This window comes from Bradyrhizobium erythrophlei (assembly GCF_900129425.1).
GTDB classification, from domain to species: Bacteria; Pseudomonadota; Alphaproteobacteria; order Rhizobiales; family Xanthobacteraceae; genus Bradyrhizobium; species Bradyrhizobium erythrophlei_C.
Genome location: NZ_LT670817.1, coordinates 1,051,040 through 1,069,295, shown reverse-complemented (window position 1 = coordinate 1,069,295; position 18,256 = coordinate 1,051,040). Strand labels below are relative to the sequence as shown.

Sequence of the window (18,256 nt, the reverse complement as noted above, 5' to 3'; positions counted from 1 at the left end):
TGCTGCAATAGCTAATTCTCAATGGTCGCCTTCGGCACCGGCACAATGAATCGGCCGCCCCACGACCTGATTTCCCTCATCTGGGCTTTGATCTCGTCTTTCAGATTCCAGGGTAAAATCAGCACGAAATCAGGTTTTGCCTCAAAGATGGCTTCGGGAGGAAAGATTGGAATGCGAACTCCAGGCAGATACCGCCCCTGTTTCGACGGCGCACGGTCCACCGTGAAGTCGAGGAAGTCACTCCCGACTCCGCAAAAGTTCAGAAGCGTCGCGGCTTTAGCGGGAGCACCATAGCCTACGATCGTCTTGCTCTGACGCTTCAACTCAACAAGCAATTCAAGGAGATCACGCTTGGTGGCTTTTACAGATTCGTTCCACGCGGTATAGATCGCATCGCTGTCCAGACCATAGGCTCGCTCCTCGTCCAGGAGCTTCGCCACCCGAGGACTTTCTGAACGGGCGGAATGCGCATGGCACACGAAAAATCGGATAGACCCGCCATGGGTCTCGGGCCGTTCGACGTCGAAAACGCGCAGACCCGCCTTGGCGAAGATTCGCGCTCCCGCGATCAGCGATAAATAGGAGAAATGTTCGTGATAGATGGTGTCGAATTGATGCCGCTGCATCAGCTTGAGTAGATGCTGAACCTCGAAGGTGGCAACACCGTCAGGGGCGAGCAACAGTTTCACACCATCCAAAAAATCGTTGATGTCAGGCACGTGAGCCAGCACATTGTTTCCCGTAATCAGGTCGGCGGCCCAGCCCTCGGTCAGCAGTTGCCTGGCGTAGTCTCTGCCGAAAAATTCAATGCGCGTATCGACGCCTTTCGCCCGGCCGGCCAGTGCGACGCTTTCACATGGCTCGATGCCCAGGCATTGAATGCCCTTTGCCATCGAATATTGCAGCAGATAACCGTCGTTCGATGCGAGTTCGACGTGACGGGACGCCGGCGTCAGTCCGAAACGCCTGGCCATGTCCTCGACATAGGTCTTGGCGTGCTCCAGCCATGAGCTGGAATGCGAAGAGAAGTAGGCATAGTCCGCTCGGAAGATGTCCCCCGCCGCCAACATATCGCAGGTCTGCACCAACCGGCATTCACGACAAACCAATGCCTCGAGCGGATAGAACGGCTCTGCCCTCGCGTAATTCACCGGGTCCACGTAATCATTGGCGACCGGTGACAGGCCCAGGTTGGCAAGCGTCAGGCCCAGCTTGGACCCACAGTGGCGACACGTTGGCGTGGCGCCCAGTACTGGCGATAGGTTCAAGTGCATAAATACTCCTGCGGCCAACCTAATGTTTGGCGGCCGACTTCTTCCACTTTAACTCCAGGTTCAACCGATCGTTGTCGATATGTCCTTGCAGCACCTTCAACCTCATGAGCTCGGAAAAGCGGAAGTCAGCGTCCTTGAAATTCATCCTTTTTAAGCCTGCGATCAGGTTTTGGATCGATTGGTCTAAATCGACCAAGGGCTGATGATTGGGAGCTAGCGAGTGAAATAGTCCAAAATCCACTTGATAAGACCGGCTATCAACGGGCGCCAAAGTGTTGATCGAGACCTTGGTGCCAGGATTGGCCGCGGCCACAGCATTTGCGAGGTCGCGGACTTGATAATTGCGATCATTTGAGCCGGCGTTGACCGCTAAATACCGACCACCATTTTGGGCCGGCCGATCAATTGCCCAATCGATCGCACGAGCCATATCGGCCACGTCAATCAACGGACGCCAGGGCGAGCCGTCTGACAGTACGGTAATTTCTCCCCGACTGATTGCGCACGCCACAAAATCATTGAGCACCAGGTCAAGCCGGAGGCGGTCCGACATGCCACAGGCCGTCGCAAAGCGCAGGCTGGTCACCACCATGTCGGTGTCGATTTTCTGCAGTTCCCACTCGGCGCCGATCTTGGATTTTGCATAGGCCGTGATTGGATTGAGCGGGTCTGTCTCTTTTCGCGGAGGGCCCTTGGCGATCCCGTAGACGCTGCAACTTGAGGCGAACACAAAATTCTTGACGCCGGCTTTGGCGGCGGCCTTTGCAATAGAGATCGTCGTATTTTGATTGATATCCAACGTTACAGCTTCGAATTGATTTCCCATTGGATCGTTCGAAATGGCCGCGAGTTGGACAACCGCATCGCAACCGCGCATCATTTCGACAGGGATTGTGCGTACGTCGCCATAGAATTGCTCGTTGAGATCTCGTTCCGGGAAGACCGACGCACCGGTAAGGCAATGAGCGAAATATGCATTGTCGAAGCCGCGTAAGGTCGCGTCAGGCCGGGCCGTCCGCAAATATTTGGCCACCGGCGGGCCGACGTAACCCATGTTTCCAGTAATCAATATCTTCACGTTCCGATTTCGCTCACCAGCCTGAGCGCCCCACTCTGAACAGTTATCAGGTTTTAAGCATTAAACTGTCCACAAACAATCCGCAAAACCCACGACGCCGAGAGCCATGGGCCATTCCGATTAATATGGCCGAATAGCAGTCGCCGCAAGATACTTTGCTCCCCGCGGGGCGTTCAAATAGATTAATCGGTCAACGAACGGGGCTATTTAATTGAGCCGGTCATCGAACCGCGCCAGGTATGGCGAAGATGTTGTGGCGGCGTTGAGCTCGATTTGGTGCGATTTTGCCAGGCCTTGGCGGGGAACTCACGCTGAGGCAGATAATGTTTCCTTTCGGCGGTAAAGCAAAATATATGATGCTTGGCGCTCCACTGCGTTTCCTTGAATGTTCACCACCGCTCATAAGTTAATCAAAAAGGGCTATTGGGACAATGACCTCAGCTATCGTCACGGACATGGACTAACAGCGAGGAGTACAAATGAGCCGAAGCCGCATTCTCGTCGCTTCGCATTACAACGCGACGCATTATATATACGATACCCATTGCTACGAGACGGTTTGGGGTTTTGCCGGCTGCGATGACGCGGATGTTCTCGCTCCAGGCCCAACCAACAGTTCCCGGCAACTACGCATCGACAAAGCAAAACGCCGGATTAAATCGCTGACCGGGCTAGGCACTTCCTATCGGATCGAACCGGTCGAGGTTGAAGACGACTATGAACTCTTTGTATATGTTGCAACCGTACTGCCGGACCTTCCCGACATCGCGCGCATTAGGAACTGGCGACGCCGGGCCAACAAAACTGCTTGCGTCGTTTTGAAGGCCTTTGGGACAGAACTGAAACAATTTGAAAAAAGTCTTACGGTTCTGAACGCGTTTGACATCGTATACAGCGGGTCGATCGGTTCAATACCGTTATTTCAATCAATGATCAGTCCCCCGGTGCATTATTTGGCGTACGGCATTCCGGCCTTGGAAACGATGCCGGCCTCTATTGAACGCGAACGCACAATCGATGTCTATGCCATGGGTCGGAGATTTCCGACGATGCACGATCAGATGCTGCGGGCGATGGTTTCTGGTTCGATCAACTATGTTTTCGATTCATTCGACAGCTCGGTGCCGTTCCTCAAAGACTTTGCCGGTCACTGCTTGTCGAAGAGACAGCTTTTGAAGCAGACAAAATTTTTTCCGAATTTCGGCATTAGATCCTTTCACAGCAGGGAGGTTGAGCTTGCCGGCGAAGAGGATTCGATTACGTATCGATGTTACGAAGGAGCAGCCGCTGGGACAGTGATGTTCGGCACGCCTCCGACGTCGCTTGATTATCCCAGGTTGTTTGACTGGGAGGATGTGATAATTCCAGCACCCGTCGGCGATTTCGATTATCTTGGCTTTTTGCGCAGCTTGGAGGGTGAGACGAAACGCATGAGCTCAATTAAGCGGCGAAATGTCTACATGTCTTTGCTCAAACATGATCTCGCTTATCGTTTTGAGTCAATTCTCAAGGATTTGCAAATCGATCCGCATGAAAAGCTCAAAGACCGCAAACGGCGCCTGGCGTTGGCTGCCGCACGGTTTGACCCGACGACGCAATACGATACTGCAGGTTAGACATTTCTGCGCCTTTTCCATGAGCAGAACAGTCCCACCGGCGGCTAGGCTTCTCCTAAACAGGAAATCGGCGGGCACGGCGGCGCGCCGCCGCTGCGAGATCGGTCACTAATCTGGGTCCGGAGGTTACATACCCCGCAAGGGCCAACAGGGTGGCAACAATTATTATTTCCCATCGGGAGGATTTACTCACAATTCGGCAATTAATTGATGAATGTGATGGAACTGTTCGAGACAAAAAGCCGCACGCAAATTGACCGAGCCGCTCTAGATGGGCGAGAGTAAATATTTAGGATGGTTAATTGAGATTATCCTCATGCCGATTTTTGTCGATGCCCCAAATATCGCTCATCGTCTGCACGCGCAACAGAGCCGAAAGCTTGCCGGCGTGTTTGAATTCGATAGAACAGGCGGCAGTCGCAAATCGCGCGGTAGAAGTCGAGTTGCTTATCGTCAACAATGGATCGACGGACGCGACTGCTGCCGTGCTACGGGCTTGGCAAAGATCGACGTCGGTCCGCTGCAGAGTCCTTCTTGCTGAGCAGCGCGGTCTAAGTCATGCCAGAAATTGTGGCCTCGAACATGCCACCGGAAAAATAATTGCCTTTACGGATGACGATTGCACAGTCGCTCGCGACTATTTGACGCAGGTTGAGCGAGCTTATGCTACGGACGCCGGCCCCGCCCTTCGTGGCGGCCGCGTTGAATTGGGTGACCCACGCGACCTGCCCTTTACGATCAAGACCGATTTGGCGCCACAGAGATTTACCGGAGGACACCCGGGCGGCTTCATACATGGCTGCAACCTAACAATGTCGCGCTCAGCCCTGGAACTCGTGGGGCGTTTCGACACCCGCCTGGGGGCGGGCCAACCGATCGGGGCAGCAGAGGACTCGGATTTTGTGTACCGCGCGCACCGGTCCGGAGTGATGGTATTATATGATCCTTCAATCGTGGTATTTCATCATCATGGACGGAGAGATTTCGCGGAAGTGAAGCTTTTGCAAGACGTGTATAATCTTGGCAACGGGGCACTTTACGCCAAGCATGGACTTAGGGATCGGAAATTGTTGTTTCGCATTTGTCGCGACATCCGCAGCGGCTTGTGGGAGTATTTCGGCGGTCCGCTCGCCGATAAGGAATTTGGTCTCAGTCACCGGAAAAATCTTCGGGGTAACCTCAGGGGCGCCATGCGATTCTGGCTATCGTCACTAGGCAGAGATTAATCGGCGCGACAAATTCCAGGATGGACCTATCGAATGATGTTAGGGAGCACGCTCAATTGGCCAGCGTCCCAATAACCCTTTGATCTCGAATGAGCACGCCCGGCTTGGCAGCATCTTCTTACGTCGGCGATGAAGATCGGGTTGGACCCGCAGTGGCTAGCTCGCGGCCCATGCGGGTCGTGGTCTATTACAATGGAACGTTCATTCACTTGCGTAACGGTGCCCACGCGCGGATGACCTCCCTGCTGCAATATCTGGTGAAGGCCGGCTATTCAATTACACTTTTCAGTTTCGAAAACCACCCGACCGAGCCGTGGACCGAAGCCGCTCAAAGCGCGTTCAAAACCGCGTTTCCAACCGTTCGATTGGTATTGGATACGCAAACCCCTGTGCTTCGTTGCCTGACGTTCCTCAAAAATGCACTCACATCTTTTATGCCCGCCAGGGCGCACGAAATTATCGCGTGGCGCCGCCGCGGAGCAAGCCCGAACTACGAAGCGCTGGTGACCGAACCGGGCGACGCGGTTTGGATCGTGAACTATGCCGACGGCCTGACGCAGCTTAATGGTGTGCCGTCGGTCCCCATTGCGGTGGAAACCCACGACATCAAATCTATCCAGGTCGCCAAGAAACATGGCACGCCGCCCCTCAATCTTCGTTCGTTGCTCAGGATGCGAAGCGAGTTGGGAGTGCTCAATTGCACGGCGGCAATTATCGCAATTTCGCCTGTCGAGGCCGGCTTTTTTCGCGCCATTGTGGCGGATCCCAAAGTTTTCTACATTCCGCAATATCCACCTGTCACCCCACTGCGCAGGGCAGATCGACCGCAAACCGGATACCGTTACGATCTTGTCTTCGTGGGGTCTGACATGTTTCAAAATGCGCGCGGTCTGCTGGCGTTTTTCGAGGCGAACAAGACATGGCTCGCGTCGCTGCGGATCGCAGCGGTCGGGCGGGTCGGGGAAAACGCTTCCGTCCGCGCGTTCGCGCAGGGGAAGCCACACATCGAACTGCTCGGCTTCGTCGATAATCTGCCCGCCATCTATGCAGCGTCAAAAGCGGCTATCTCCCCTGTCGACGGTACCGGTCTCAAGATCAAGGCCGTCGAAGCACTCAGTCAAGGACGACCTGTGTTCGCTTCGCGCCACTCAATGGAGGGATTACCGCCAGGGTACGAGGGCTGCGTTTTTCCGATTGAGCGCTCCTGCATCGAGCGGGTGCTCTTGAACAACTCAGAACTCGAAGCCGCCCAGGCCAGCGCCCTTGCCTATTGGGAAAGCTTCGCAATAGCCGGGGACATGACCGGATTCCAAGACTTCCTACAACGCGGAATGAAGGTCCCATGAACTTCTCTGTGGGATCCGCTTCAACAACAGGGGCCGATTTAGGAATTGAGCAACTACCGGATTAGTGCAGCACTCTATCTTAGACCTTGATCAACCAGATGAGGATTGTTTTGTGCTTGGAGTTTCCCCTGCATTGGATTGTGAATTCACGTTAGCGCTCAACAATCGCACGGGTAAGTATTTCTTTTGCAAGGACATGATCGATGCTTCCCGGGATTTGATCCGCACCTGTTATTACTGGCGAATTCCGCTAAAGAACCTGCCCCCTAAGTCCGTTGCACGAGTGTTAGGAAGGCTTGCCCGCATCGAAGTCGATCTTCGAGTGCGGAGTTACCAAGGCCACATCGGTCCGGCGCCGATTTCGCATCCCCGTCCGATGGTGTTTACCGACCCAAGGGAATGCGTGCTCTATAATTTGAAATCGAACGACGTGGTTTTATGTCATGATATGGGTCCGATAACCCATCCCGATCTTTACGAGCCGGGGGTCAGAGAGTTGTACACCCTTGCGTTCGACATGATTAAAGCGGCGAGACCGTTCATGCTGTTCGTCAGCGAGGCTTCGCGGAGGGATTTCGTCAGCTACTGCGGAAGTGAATTCCCTCTGCTGCAGGTGGTCTATCCGCCAATTCGGAGCGGTATGGAGCGGAGAGACGAAGAAGCGTTTCCTGACATTCCTTCCAAGTTCCTTCTGACAGTGGGCAGCATTGGCGCACGCAAGAACCAGTTGCGTTCCATACAGGCTTTCGATGCTTCGGGGCTTGCGAAGGAAGGGTACGCATACGTCATCTGTGGCGGTCCGGAGCCGGGCGCGGAGGCGGTGATAACCCTGGCACAGGCGACAGCGGGGGTAATTCTAGCCGGTTACGTGAAAGACGATCAACTTCGGTGGCTGTACAGAAAGGCACAGGGCTTCATTTTGCCGAGTTTGCTCGAGGGCTTTGGGCTTCCTGCGGCTGAGGCAATTAATTATGGTCTGGTCCCGGTTTTAAGCGGCCGCGGGGCATTGGAAGAGGTTGCCGGCTGCGCAGCGGTATTCGTAAATCCGCTCGACGTGGCTGATATCGCTGCCGGCATGCGAAAGATAGCTGCCATGACCCATGAGGAGCGCGCCAGTCGGCTTTCCCAACTTCAACTTAGCGTCACAAGGTTTTCGTTGGAGAAAGCGGTCGCTAGTTGGCGTTGGGCGCTAACGCGTGCGATCGCGGGCTAAGGACCCTGCGGCTCGATCGGAAAGATAGTACCCACACCAAGAGGAGATCGGCGCCTCCTGCGAAACGATCGCCCGGCATTATGGGTGCGATCAAATCGGTAAGATCTTGAATGTTCCCCTCTTGTCGCGGAAACACCTTGGGACAGACTAGCACTACAATTGTTTACCTATCGGGGCAACGTCAAGATTCTCTTCGGGTGGTCTCGTCCCGTCAGCACGTCGAACAAAGCTAGCCAATTGCCCCTACACCGCCCGAGGCGATCAATCCAAGGCTCCGGAAATGGTGCCTTGGCATGATTCATAAGGATATTCTTGAGCATTAACTTGGTTGCATCCTTTGCCGGCAGCGTCCCTTTGCGTACCAGATAGATCGGATTGACGACTTGCGAATATCCGAGGCGAATGCCTGATAGCCTCGCGCCCTTCATGCCTTGATGCACGCCGTGGAATGCGTTCGTTTTCACTAGCCGGCCGTGTCGGCCCACGCGCGCCGAGAAATCGATGTCTTCCTGCCAGGCATACAACGGAAGCTGTTCGTCGAAGCGTTCTTCGCCGATAGCCTTGGCGCGAAAAACCATGTTGCAGCCGTAAAGTCCGTTCAATTCATGAAGCACCACCCCTTGCGCCCGTTGCCGGTTATCATGCCGGCTAACCAACTCTGTCGCCTCCTCGTAGGGAATTCCAGCCGAATTAATGCCATCGGCGAGAAGCATCCCATTAGCTGCCGCGACGTCAGGATGCATTCGAAAAAAGTGATCGATTCCCTCGACGCAGTAGGAAGACGGCACATAATCATCATCGAAATAGGCGATGATATCATTCGACCTGATCACTGCCTCGAGACCTGCGTTGCGTTGTATAGGCAAGCCCGGAACGCTGGCGACCACCGCAACAGCACCTTGCAAATCGCTGCAGCGGGGCAAGTCCGCGGGCTTCGCAACGGCATAAACCAATGCCGATGGCGGAAGTGTTTGCCTCCGCGCGTGATCACTCCAGCGTCCGAGTTCCACCGGCCGGCCAGTGCTGGCAATAACGATGGCAATTCGGCTGGGCGAGTGAGTCGTCATTGATGTACTATCGACCTTGGGCGACATCGGCCAGAACAACCTCTTTGATAACATCGACCAGTTTTTGTCCTGCGCGCCTCCAGGTAAATGAGCCCGCACGTTGGCGGCCGGCGCGAGAATAGTTGGCCCAGAAGTCAGCATCGTCAGCAAGCCGTCGGATGGCAGCGACCCATTGCCGGGGATCGGCCGGCCCGGCAAAAAGAGCGCTGCCGCCTCCAACTTCAGGCAACGCACCACATGGCGCCAACACCGCTGGACAGCCAAGACTCATACCTTCGAGCGGCGGCAGGCCAAATCCCTCCGTTGTAGAAGGAAAGCCAACACACAAGGCGGATTCCAGCAGGGCCCGCAATTCTCCGTCGCTAATCCGCCCAGCGAACACAACATTGGACGGTACCGAATGCCCAAGCATCTCGAATTCTTCGCGCTTAGCGGCTCCGACCAGAACGAGCTTCAGTTGGTCCAACTCGGACGCCGCAAACGCCTTGAGTAACACGCCAATATTCTTGTGGACCTGGACGTTGGATAGCCCAACTATAAATTTGCGAGGATCAAGGGCTAGCAGTTGGACAATTTCAGGCTGCGAGGCACAGTCGAGCAGGTGATCGACCCCATTAGGCACGACGGAGATACTGTCTCGCCGAGCAACGCCAACCCGCGCCAATTCATTCGCTGAGAACTCAGACACCGCCAGTATCCGTGCGTGTCTATGCCCCAGCACCGGCAACACGTTGCGGTACCAATTGCCGAAAGCCCACGAATATGATTTTGGCGTCGTGAACGTCTGGGCGTCATGAACCATGGTGATCGCGGCTCTGCTTGCCATCGGCCCCAAATTGCAAAGGTTCAGCAGCAGATCCGATCGGGTTAGCCGCGGAAGATCGATTTGCTCCCATAACTGACCGCGGAACACGCCACGGCGCTCCCGGTCGAATACATCGAGAGATTCATTATGTGCGTTGGGCGGAGTAATAAGACGCGGAGGCTGTTCAAACAGATCGGCGAGCTCGTCGCGATGCATTGCCAGCTGGCGCACGAGTTGCTCGGCAACCCGGTGCACGCCCGTCGGTCCCGCAGTCAGAAATTTACCGTTGATTGCTAACCGCCGAAAGCGCACCGCCATCTCATTGTCTGGTCGTTTTAAATACACTTCAATGCTTCGACGTTTCAATGCAAAAAGCCCTCACCTGTCCGTTCGATAAAGATCCGCTGTCATAATGCCAAATAGACGGGTCGACCATCGTTCCCCGAAAGACCCGCGGCCGACGGCACTTAACGATGCTCGTAATTCCAAACAAGGCAAGCTTCCTCTGCCTGAAAAGAATACGTTAACGTTAGACAGCGCAAGACGCTGGTTTTAGTATTAATCGGCATCCATCGGTCTTGGACGCCCGCAATCGTGGCCGCGGGTGCCTGAGAATGGAATAAGGTCTACCCAACAGGGACAAGCACGGCAGCAATTCGAACGCTAGCAAAGAATAGCCCAGCACCAGCATCGAGGTTCGAAACCCAGGCCATTGGACGCCCTGGTTTTGGGCGATTTAATGCTGCCGATTGAATGCATGTAGAATGGTGCGTGAACGCGCACCGCGAACCGCCGGGGTTTGGGGGAATTTGATGAAAGTCGCAATCGTTCACTACTGGCTGGTGGGTATGCGCGGCGGCGAAAAGGTAATCGAGGCGCTATGCGAGATGTATCCGCAGGCAGACATCTTCACCCATGTTTACGCGCCGCAGGAGATTTCCGAAACGATTCGCCAGCACAAGGTCGTTCCGAGTTTCATTAATTCTCTGCCCCGCGCTGCCAAAATGTACAAGACTTATCTGCCGCTGATGCCAATGGCACTCGAGCAATTCGATCTGCGGGGCTACGATCTAGTCATCAGCAGCGAATCAGGACCGGCAAAAGGAGTAATTCCAGCCCCGGACGCGCTCCACGTCTGCTACTGTCACACTCCGATGAGATACATTTGGAATATGTATCACGATTACAGGGAAGGCGCCGGTCCGATGGCGCGACTATTGATGCCTTCCCTATCGCATTATCTGCGAATGTGGGACGTTTCCTCGGCCGCGCGCGTCGACAGTTTTGTTGCCAATTCGCAGACCGTCGCAAAGCGTATTCGACGCTATTACGGGGTCGATTCGAAAGTTATTTCTCCTCCCGTCGACACCGAGGCATTTTCGATCGCACCGACTTCGGAACTTGAAGACTACTATCTTATGGTTGGCGAACTCGTCGCTTATAAACGACCTGACCTTGCGGTGCGTGCCTTCAATGCAATGAAATCGAAGCTGATCGTCATTGGCGGAGGTGACATGCTAGAGGAGATCCGTCAACTTGCCGGCCCGACCGTCTCGGTTCTTGGTCCACAGCCATTCGAAGTTCTCAAACGACACTATGCCAGATGCCAAGCGTTGATTTTTCCTGGTGAAGAAGACTTCGGCATGGTCCCTGTTGAAGCCATGGCGAGCGGTCGGCCTGTCGTCGCATTCGGCCGCGGTGGTGCGGTGGAAACCGTAGCAAACGGCGTCTCTGGGGTTTTTTTTAACGAACATACTGTCGAGGCCATCTCGGCAGCGGTCGCGAGCCTTGCTGATATAAGTTTCGATCCGGAAAAAATTACTAGACACGCCAGGCAATTCGGTCGCGATCAGTTTTTTGCCAAGATGCGTGCGCATATAGAGGATTTACAGGCCCAAAAGCACTCATCTTGGCGGTGAGCTCAACGCTGGCAATTTTTTTGATTAGGCACGGTATCGATGACCGACAATGTTTCGCCCTCAATCACCAGACAAGTTAAGCGACCGGTCGCAAAGGCGCCCGTGTCTATATTGATCCGATTTGACCGCAGCTCAATTTCCGTGGTCGGTGTATGTCCATGGATGATGATTTTTCCGAAATCCCGGCTCGAAAAGAGAAATTCGTGTCTAATCCATAACAGGTCTTTTTCCGTCTGATGCGCGAGATCAACATCAGGATTCACTCCGGCATGGACGAAGAAAAAATCCCCGCTCGCAAACCATTCCCGCAAGTTTCGAAAAAAGCGAAAATGCGACTGCGGCAGTGCGCTGTGAAACGCCAGTTGCGTTCCGGCCGTCTGCTTGCGATTGGCGACTAAGTCTGCCCCGACACCATAAGATGACAACGTTTCCATGCCGCCAAGACGCAACCATTGATCGATCTTGGTGCCGTCGCTTAAACAACTGATAGCAATCAGTTCATGGTTGCCCTTCAGGAATACCGATTCATGCTCGGCAGCATGCTCAATGAGTCGCTCGATCGTTTCGCGCGACCAATGCCCGCGATCAATGTAATCGCCCAGGAACACGTAGACCGGCCTGGTCGCTGGAAATTGCTCCATATCCGCATCGATGAGGGCCAGCAATTGATTGAGCAAATCCAGTCGACCATGGATATCGCCGATTGCGTAGACACGAAGTCCGGCCGGCAATGACGGCCGCCGGCCGCGAACCAAAAACTTCTCGTGCAGCCAGACTGTTGAACGCACGTCACTTCGCCGCGCAAATACGGAATTTGTAAGCCAATATGGTCAAATCCACATTAAACCGGCTATCCGGCAACTTATCACGCTTTCGTTAATTATACTATACTGGCACGTTAGATGCTTAATTCTGCTAAAACTTGACGCGACAAGGCGCGCTCTTCGGTCGGTTAAAACCATTGATTTCATAGAGATACTCCAATTGCGCGGTTGCGGCCTTTCGGCGGAGCAACCTCAGCCAGCGAAAGTTGGTTGATCGCGCGGGCCATATGAGTTACTAACTCGATTAAATATTGCGGCGCCAAACAAATAGCGGAGGATCTTTGCATTTGAAACGGGGAATGTCATGGGTATTAAATTGATGAGCGTTGTCTTTGGGTTGGTGGCGGTTACTGCCCTTTTCGGAAACCCGGCAGCCACGGCGTGTATGATGGTTCCCCCGCTTTCATTTGAAGACCTTAATGAGTTCAGCACAATCCGCGCCCCCGGCACGGATTGGCCAGCCGTGGCTGCCTCTGCGGGAAATCTCGCAGTGAACGAACCACAACTCGCGCCCGATCTCGGTTACGTGGCGCAAACCGCACAACCACGGTTCCAGGGGGCAATTGCGGCGGGCGTTGCCCAGCCGGCGCTGACTTGTCTGGCCGTCGATCAGCAGGTTGCGCCGCAAGTTCAGCGAGCGGCGGCAGGTTTTGAAGACAGCCAGTTCCAGACCCTATTCACAGCGGTGGTGGGTGATCTGTCGACAGCTGCAACCGGTTCCGCGGGGAGCATGGTCGTCATTAACCCGCACCGGTCGGTCCGCGGTACGTCCGGCTCGGATGGTGGTGGCGCTTCTTCAACGAATACGGCAGGCGTATTTGGCGTCGCCGCTCTGAATCAATCCGCTTTGACGGGCTGCGGCAGTTCCAGCAAGTTCGACGCGCTACATGAGCGAGCCGGGGCCATGAGGCGCACTTAGTCAGAGAAAATCACCATGAATTTCGCGAATCAATTTCTCAATCAACCCTACGAGACGGCGGTAAAGGACGATCCGTTCACCGGGTTGACCCAGGTTCGCGTCTTTCTTTCGCGTCAATGGCGCTTGATCGCCATCATCACCGGTTTGTCGATCGTCGTCGGTGCGCTCTACATCGTGACCTCGCCAACTAAATACACCGCGCAAGCGGACATGATTATCGATACCAAAAAAGTCACGTGGACCCAATCCGAGTTGTCTACTGAAAAACTATCGGTTGAAGACGCTTCCGTCGAAAGCGAAATCGAAACCACCAAGTCCGAAACGGTTGCTTTGGCCGTTATCAAGCGATTGCATTTGACGGAAGATCCGGAATTTACCGGAGCAAGCCCCAGCATTTTGTCGCGGATATTTACTCTATTCCGTTCACCACCCAGCCCGGACCCTTCCAAGCCGGCAGTATTGAACGACGAATTAGTGCAGCAGGCGTTGGGTGTCTTCAAGAGCAATCTGAAAGTCTTGCGGCTTGGCCACAGCTATATCGAACAGATTCAATATACTTCCCTAAGCAGGGAGAAGGCTGCGACGATCGCTAACGCGGTAGCGGATGCCTATATCGAAGATCAGTTGCAAGCGAAGTTTGAAGCGACCCGCCGTGCGAGCGAATGGTTGCAGCTGCGGATTGGAGAGCTGCGCCAGCAGGCCAGCAATGCTTTCAAAGAGGTTCAAGACTTTAAATCCGAAAACAACATCATAATCGGAGTAGACGGAAAATTAGCGAGTGAAGTCGAACTTGATCAGCTTGGCACTGCTCTAGCCAAGGCCCGATCCGATACCACTCAGGCGAGAGCAAAGGTTGATCGCATAACGCGTGTTTTGGAGCAGCGATCGAACAACAAAGGAAATCTTGACATTCCCGACCCGGTCGTAAACGACGCCTTGAGCAATCCTGTGATCACCAGGCTCCGCCAGCAATATCTGGACGATCAGGGCAAAGAATCAGAATGGAGTTCCCGTTACGGGTCGGATCACATCGCGGCACGAAATCTTCGCGCTGAAATGGCTGGCCTCCAACGCGCGATTTGGGACGAAGTTTCCCGGATTTCCGAGAGTTATAAGAGTGAGCTGGCAATTGCTCGAAGTCAGGAAGAGGCGATTGATAAACGGATGACGGAAGTTTTCCAAAAGTCGGCCTCGGCGCGGCAGGCGCAAGTGCGGCTGCGTGAACTCGAGACTGCATCCAACACGTATCGCGGAATTTATGAGACGTTTTTGACCCGCTTCACACAATCCGTCCAGCAGCAATCGTTCCCTTCCACTGAGGCCCGACTGGTGACAGTCGCCTCCCCCCCGAGTCGGCCCAGTTCACCCAAGATCACGTTGACGATGGCACTGGCAACGCTGTGCGGGTTAGCCCTTGGAGGAATCGCCGCGTTTGCTCGTGAACAGATGAATCGACAGATCCACACCCGCTCGCAGATTGAAGGGCTGTTAAACACGAGTTGTCTTGCCGTGCTGCCGGCTTTAAAGAAGACCAAGCCCGGTCTTAACCGGCTGCGCGCCACTCGAGATTCTCGCGCGTTCCGTCAAATTATCGATGCGGCACCGTTCTCTTCGACTGCGGAGGCACTTCGATATATCAAGGTGGCGATTGATCTTCATCCCACTGGAGCCAAAATCATCGGGATCGTTTCTGCACTAACTGGCGAAGGTAAGACGACCGTCGCGACCAGTTTTGCGGCGTTTCTCGCTAAGGCCGGCGCGCGTACTCTCTTGATCGATGCGGATTTGCGTAATCCCGCCATGACCAGAGCGCTAGGATACTCAAACGCGCCAGGATTGCTCAATATGGTCGCGGACAGATCGGATTTCAAAGATCTGGTGATTTCGGATATCAACTTCAAATTCGACTTCTTACCCGCTTCGGCTCGGACCAAGACGTCTAACAGTTCGGATATTCTCACGGCTTCTGCCATAAAGGACATGCTTAAGGCGGCAAGCAGCGAGTACGATTATATTCTCGTTGACCTGCCGCCTATCCTTCCGGTCGTGGACGTCAAGGCTACCGCCCATTTATTTGATGCTTTCGTCCTGGTTGTCGAATGGGCGGCGACGTCGACCGATGAAATCGTCAAGGCTATGCGTACGTCCCCGGTTTTATCGGAGCGGCTTTTGGGCGCGGTGCTGAACAAGACCGACGAAGCTGTTATGCATCGTTTTGAGGGATATTCGGATCGACGCTACATGTATTACTCTAATGAAAATATTTCGCCGGAGGCAGCTTAGGTCCGGATTGGGTGTTTCGATTGGCGCGGGGACAGCCGAAAGCTGGTTTATTGTTCGATCCGCCCCGGAGAAAGTATTGCTTTCGCAAACTATCATTCCCCTCCTCCTCGGGTTGGGCTGCCTAGCGGGGGCGCCCGCGAGAGGCTTCGCGGAAGAGTCGCAACCGGAATTCCAGCAATATCCGTCGGATCTTTCTGATGCCACTCTGACCCCACAACAATGGCGTCAACGAGGATGCACGACATCGACCAGAGGAATTTGTGGCTCAGGCGCGATCCCGCGCGATCCATTCGATCCAGTCCAACCTCGAAAACGGCGAACTAACGGGTCAACTTGCCATCAAACGACCCCGGTCTTGAACCAGGAGACATTGTTTCAACCGGCCATGGGTTTCTTGTTTTCATCGGCGGCGACGGTGCTGGGCGCTGACCGGATGACTTTCAGCGGATTCCGCAAACCCGGCGGAACGATTTCGATCGACGTTCCGCCAAAAATCTGCCGAATTGGCGGCATTGCGGGAGAAGACCCATGGCGCTGTTCTTCGGCACGCGCACAGGCGGCCATTTTAAAATGGAACTGCGGAATCTGTTAATTTTGGCCCGCGGAATTTTTCATTTTAATCAAACCGCCATCCACCCCCACAAATCTAATGCGCGAATCCTAGACCAATATCGTGTGAAAGCTGCCGCAAGAGCGGGCGCCGGCGAAATTTCAGAGCAGTCGTAAGGGCTTAGTAGTAATTAAAATTAAATCATAGATTGTTTTAAAAAGGCTCTTGCGCATTTTGTGCAGTGCGGCTTTAATAGCTAAACCACGAATTAAATAACCGGGCCGCATTGCTATTATTCTGTTCTGGAGTGCGACATGGTCGGTTTTGCTGAATCCCGTAAAAGTTTGAGTTTCGCGACTACAAACACCCCCCTTCCCGTGGGGCTTTCAAGCAAGAGGGTCGTAGATATCATTTTAGCGATTTCTGGCATCATCGTGCTGGTTCCCCTGTTGTTGCTTTGTTTTATAACTTGCGCCCTCAGCTCGTCCGGCCCCGCTGTCTTCCGTCATAAGCGCGTTGGATTTGGCGGCAAACAATTCGACTGTTTCAAGTTCCGCACAATGGTCGCGGATTCCGAAAAGTGTCTTCGCGATTACCTGGCTTCGAACCCTGAGGCGCAGGCCGAATGGGCTGCTACCCGGAAACTACAATTTGATCCCAGGGTCACTGCAATAGGTTCGATTCTTCGCAAGACCAGTCTCGATGAACTTCCCCAACTGTTCAACGTACTCAGGGGCGATATGAGCATAGTTGGGCCGCGTCCGGTCACTCCTGAGGAGCTGGTGAGATACTCCACCGGCGTTGATGCTTACTTGGCCTGTCGACCCGGCATCACCGGGCTTTGGCAAGTCAGCGGCCGCAGCGGAACCACCTACAGCAAGCGTGTCGCATGTGATACATTCTATGCCCGCAACTGGTCGATGCTGCTGGACGCGAAGATCATTATCGTCACGATTCCGGCACTGCTGGATTCCGACAACGCTTATTAGCGCCTTCATACAATCTTTCAAAATATCCTATGGCGCCCCCTTGCGGCTTTTCCAGGTGAGGACGCAAAGTTAGGCGTGCTCCAAACGGATGTGGGACTGGAGATTGATGACAAACATTCTTGTTGCCGGAGGGGCTGGTTACGTCGGATCCCATACGTGTCTTGATCTCTTCAATAAGGGTTTTATCCCCGTAACCTATGATAACCTTTCGAACGGCCATGCGGATTTTGTGAAATGGGGGCCTTTGGAAACGGGAGATATCCGGGACCTCCCTAAACTGGACGATGTGATCAGGAAATATCGACCGGCCGCGATTATTCATTTTGCCGCAGCGATCGAGATCGGCGAATCCGTTCAAGACCCCGCAGGCTTCTACGACAACAACGTATCCGGGACGATCTCTCTCCTATTGGCCGCGCAGGCTGCCGGCGTGGACAAGATCGTCTTTTCGTCGAGCTGCGCCACCTACGGTATTCCCGTTTCCATGCCGATGGGTGAGGGCCATCCTCAGTTGCCAATTAATCCATACGGTCGGAGCAAGCTGATCGTCGAGCAGATCCTACAGGACTTGGATCGCTATCGCGGCGTTCGATCCGTCATTCTGCGCTACTTCAATGCCGCGGGTGCCGACCCTGAAGGAAGGATCGGCGAGCGGCATTTACCGGAAACCCACGCAATTCCACTCGCGATTGAGACTGCGCTAGGCAAGCGGTCGCATTTCCAGGTCATGGGATCCGACTACAGAACCCGCGACGGATCCTGTATCCGTGACTTCGTCCATGTCCTGGACTTGGCCGATGCCCATACTCGCGCGGTCGAACATCTTTTGAGCGGCGGTGACAGCGTCGCTTTGAATTTGGGAACCGGCCATGGGACGACCGTAAAAGAACTGCTTTCGGCGATCCAGCGCGTCTCAGGCCGCGATTTCCGCGTTGAATATGGCCAGCGTCGGGACGGCGACTCGCCTGCACTTGTCGCAGACAATACCTTGGCCAAACACATAATTGATTGGTCGCCGCGTTATGATCTCGAGTCCATCATCAGGACCGCATGGAACTGGCACGCGCGAGTTGCGTCAGAATAAGTCACGCGCTCGTTCCCCAACAACCTCCGTCCTCTTACGGGTTTAAACTGCTTTTAACTCCGG

At 54.3% G+C, this 18,256-nt stretch carries 15 protein-coding genes and 1 pseudogene; 10 read left to right on the top strand and 6 right to left on the bottom strand.

What is annotated here, in order from left to right; translation table 11 throughout:
- Positions 1-11: 11 nt before the first annotated feature.
- Positions 12-1,274, bottom strand: a complete 1,263-nt coding sequence (locus B5527_RS05125; RefSeq protein WP_079600317.1) for a class I SAM-dependent methyltransferase — start codon at positions 1,272-1,274, stop codon at positions 12-14.
- Between the two features lie 19 nt (positions 1,275-1,293).
- Positions 1,294-2,352, bottom strand: a complete 1,059-nt coding sequence (locus tag B5527_RS05120) for an NAD-dependent epimerase/dehydratase family protein (protein WP_079600315.1) — start codon at positions 2,350-2,352, stop codon at positions 1,294-1,296.
- A 479-nt stretch (positions 2,353-2,831) separates the two neighbouring features.
- On the opposite strand from B5527_RS05120, the gene B5527_RS05115 reads away from it, so the two are divergent.
- Together B5527_RS05115 and B5527_RS47525 are read left to right on the top strand one after the other, a co-directional pair.
- Complete coding sequence (locus tag B5527_RS05115; protein WP_079600314.1) at positions 2,832-3,968, top strand: glycosyltransferase; 1,137 nt, start codon at positions 2,832-2,834, stop codon at positions 3,966-3,968.
- Between the two features lie 332 nt (positions 3,969-4,300).
- Positions 4,301-4,885 (top strand): annotated as a pseudogene (locus B5527_RS47525) (glycosyltransferase family 2 protein); the annotation flags it as partial.
- Between the two features lie 30 nt (positions 4,886-4,915).
- Here B5527_RS47525 and B5527_RS46090 read toward each other — a convergent pair.
- Entirely contained in the window at positions 4,916-5,125 is a 210-nt protein-coding gene (locus tag B5527_RS46090) for a hypothetical protein (RefSeq protein WP_245332505.1), read from the bottom strand.
- Between the two features lie 158 nt (positions 5,126-5,283).
- Between B5527_RS46090 and B5527_RS05105 the strand changes: the two genes are divergently transcribed.
- Together B5527_RS05105 and B5527_RS05100 are read left to right on the top strand one after the other, a co-directional pair.
- Entirely contained in the window at positions 5,284-6,540 is a 1,257-nt protein-coding gene (locus tag B5527_RS05105) for a glycosyltransferase (RefSeq protein WP_079600312.1), read from the top strand.
- A gap of 112 nt (positions 6,541-6,652) precedes the next feature.
- Entirely contained in the window at positions 6,653-7,753 is a 1,101-nt protein-coding gene (locus B5527_RS05100) for a glycosyltransferase (protein ID WP_245332504.1), read from the top strand.
- A gap of 167 nt (positions 7,754-7,920) precedes the next feature.
- Here B5527_RS05100 and B5527_RS05095 read toward each other — a convergent pair whose 3' ends face one another.
- Both B5527_RS05095 and B5527_RS05090 read right to left on the bottom strand, forming a co-directional pair.
- A complete protein-coding gene (locus tag B5527_RS05095) occupies positions 7,921-8,820 on the bottom strand; it encodes a glycosyltransferase family 2 protein (protein WP_079600311.1) in 900 nt (299 codons plus the stop codon).
- A 7-nt stretch (positions 8,821-8,827) separates the two neighbouring features.
- Positions 8,828-9,991 carry a glycosyltransferase family 4 protein gene (locus B5527_RS05090; protein WP_245332503.1) on the bottom strand — a complete coding sequence of 388 codons (1,164 nt, stop codon included), beginning with the start codon at positions 9,989-9,991 and terminating at the stop codon, positions 8,828-8,830.
- 446 nt (positions 9,992-10,437) lie between these two features.
- Here B5527_RS05090 and B5527_RS05085 point away from each other — a divergent pair, with 446 nt between their 5' ends.
- Positions 10,438-11,544: a glycosyltransferase gene (locus B5527_RS05085; RefSeq protein WP_079607081.1), complete on the top strand. Its 1,107-nt coding sequence runs from the start codon at positions 10,438-10,440 to the stop codon at positions 11,542-11,544.
- A 2-nt stretch (positions 11,545-11,546) separates the two neighbouring features.
- Here B5527_RS05085 and B5527_RS05080 read toward each other — a convergent pair whose 3' ends face one another.
- Positions 11,547-12,332, bottom strand: a complete 786-nt coding sequence (locus tag B5527_RS05080; protein WP_197689273.1) for a metallophosphoesterase — start codon at positions 12,330-12,332, stop codon at positions 11,547-11,549.
- A gap of 340 nt (positions 12,333-12,672) precedes the next feature.
- Here B5527_RS05080 and B5527_RS05075 point away from each other — a divergent pair, with 340 nt between their 5' ends.
- The 5 genes from B5527_RS05075 (at position 12,673) to galE (ending at position 18,193) form a co-directional block, all read left to right on the top strand.
- On the top strand, positions 12,673-13,287 hold the full coding sequence (locus B5527_RS05075; protein WP_079600308.1) for a hypothetical protein: 615 nt from the start codon (positions 12,673-12,675) through the stop codon (positions 13,285-13,287).
- A 15-nt stretch (positions 13,288-13,302) separates the two neighbouring features.
- Entirely contained in the window at positions 13,303-15,570 is a 2,268-nt protein-coding gene (locus B5527_RS05070) for a polysaccharide biosynthesis tyrosine autokinase (protein ID WP_079600307.1), read from the top strand.
- Positions 15,571-16,098: 528 nt separating this feature from the next.
- Positions 16,099-16,296: a hypothetical protein gene (locus B5527_RS05065; RefSeq protein WP_079600306.1), complete on the top strand. Its 198-nt coding sequence runs from the start codon at positions 16,099-16,101 to the stop codon at positions 16,294-16,296.
- Between the two features lie 138 nt (positions 16,297-16,434).
- Positions 16,435-17,109, top strand: a complete 675-nt coding sequence (locus B5527_RS05060; RefSeq protein WP_079600305.1) for a sugar transferase — start codon at positions 16,435-16,437, stop codon at positions 17,107-17,109.
- Positions 17,110-17,215: 106 nt separating this feature from the next.
- Positions 17,216-18,193, top strand: a complete 978-nt coding sequence (gene galE, locus B5527_RS05055) for a UDP-glucose 4-epimerase GalE (RefSeq protein WP_079607079.1) — start codon at positions 17,216-17,218, stop codon at positions 18,191-18,193.
- Positions 18,194-18,256: the final 63 nt, after the last annotated feature.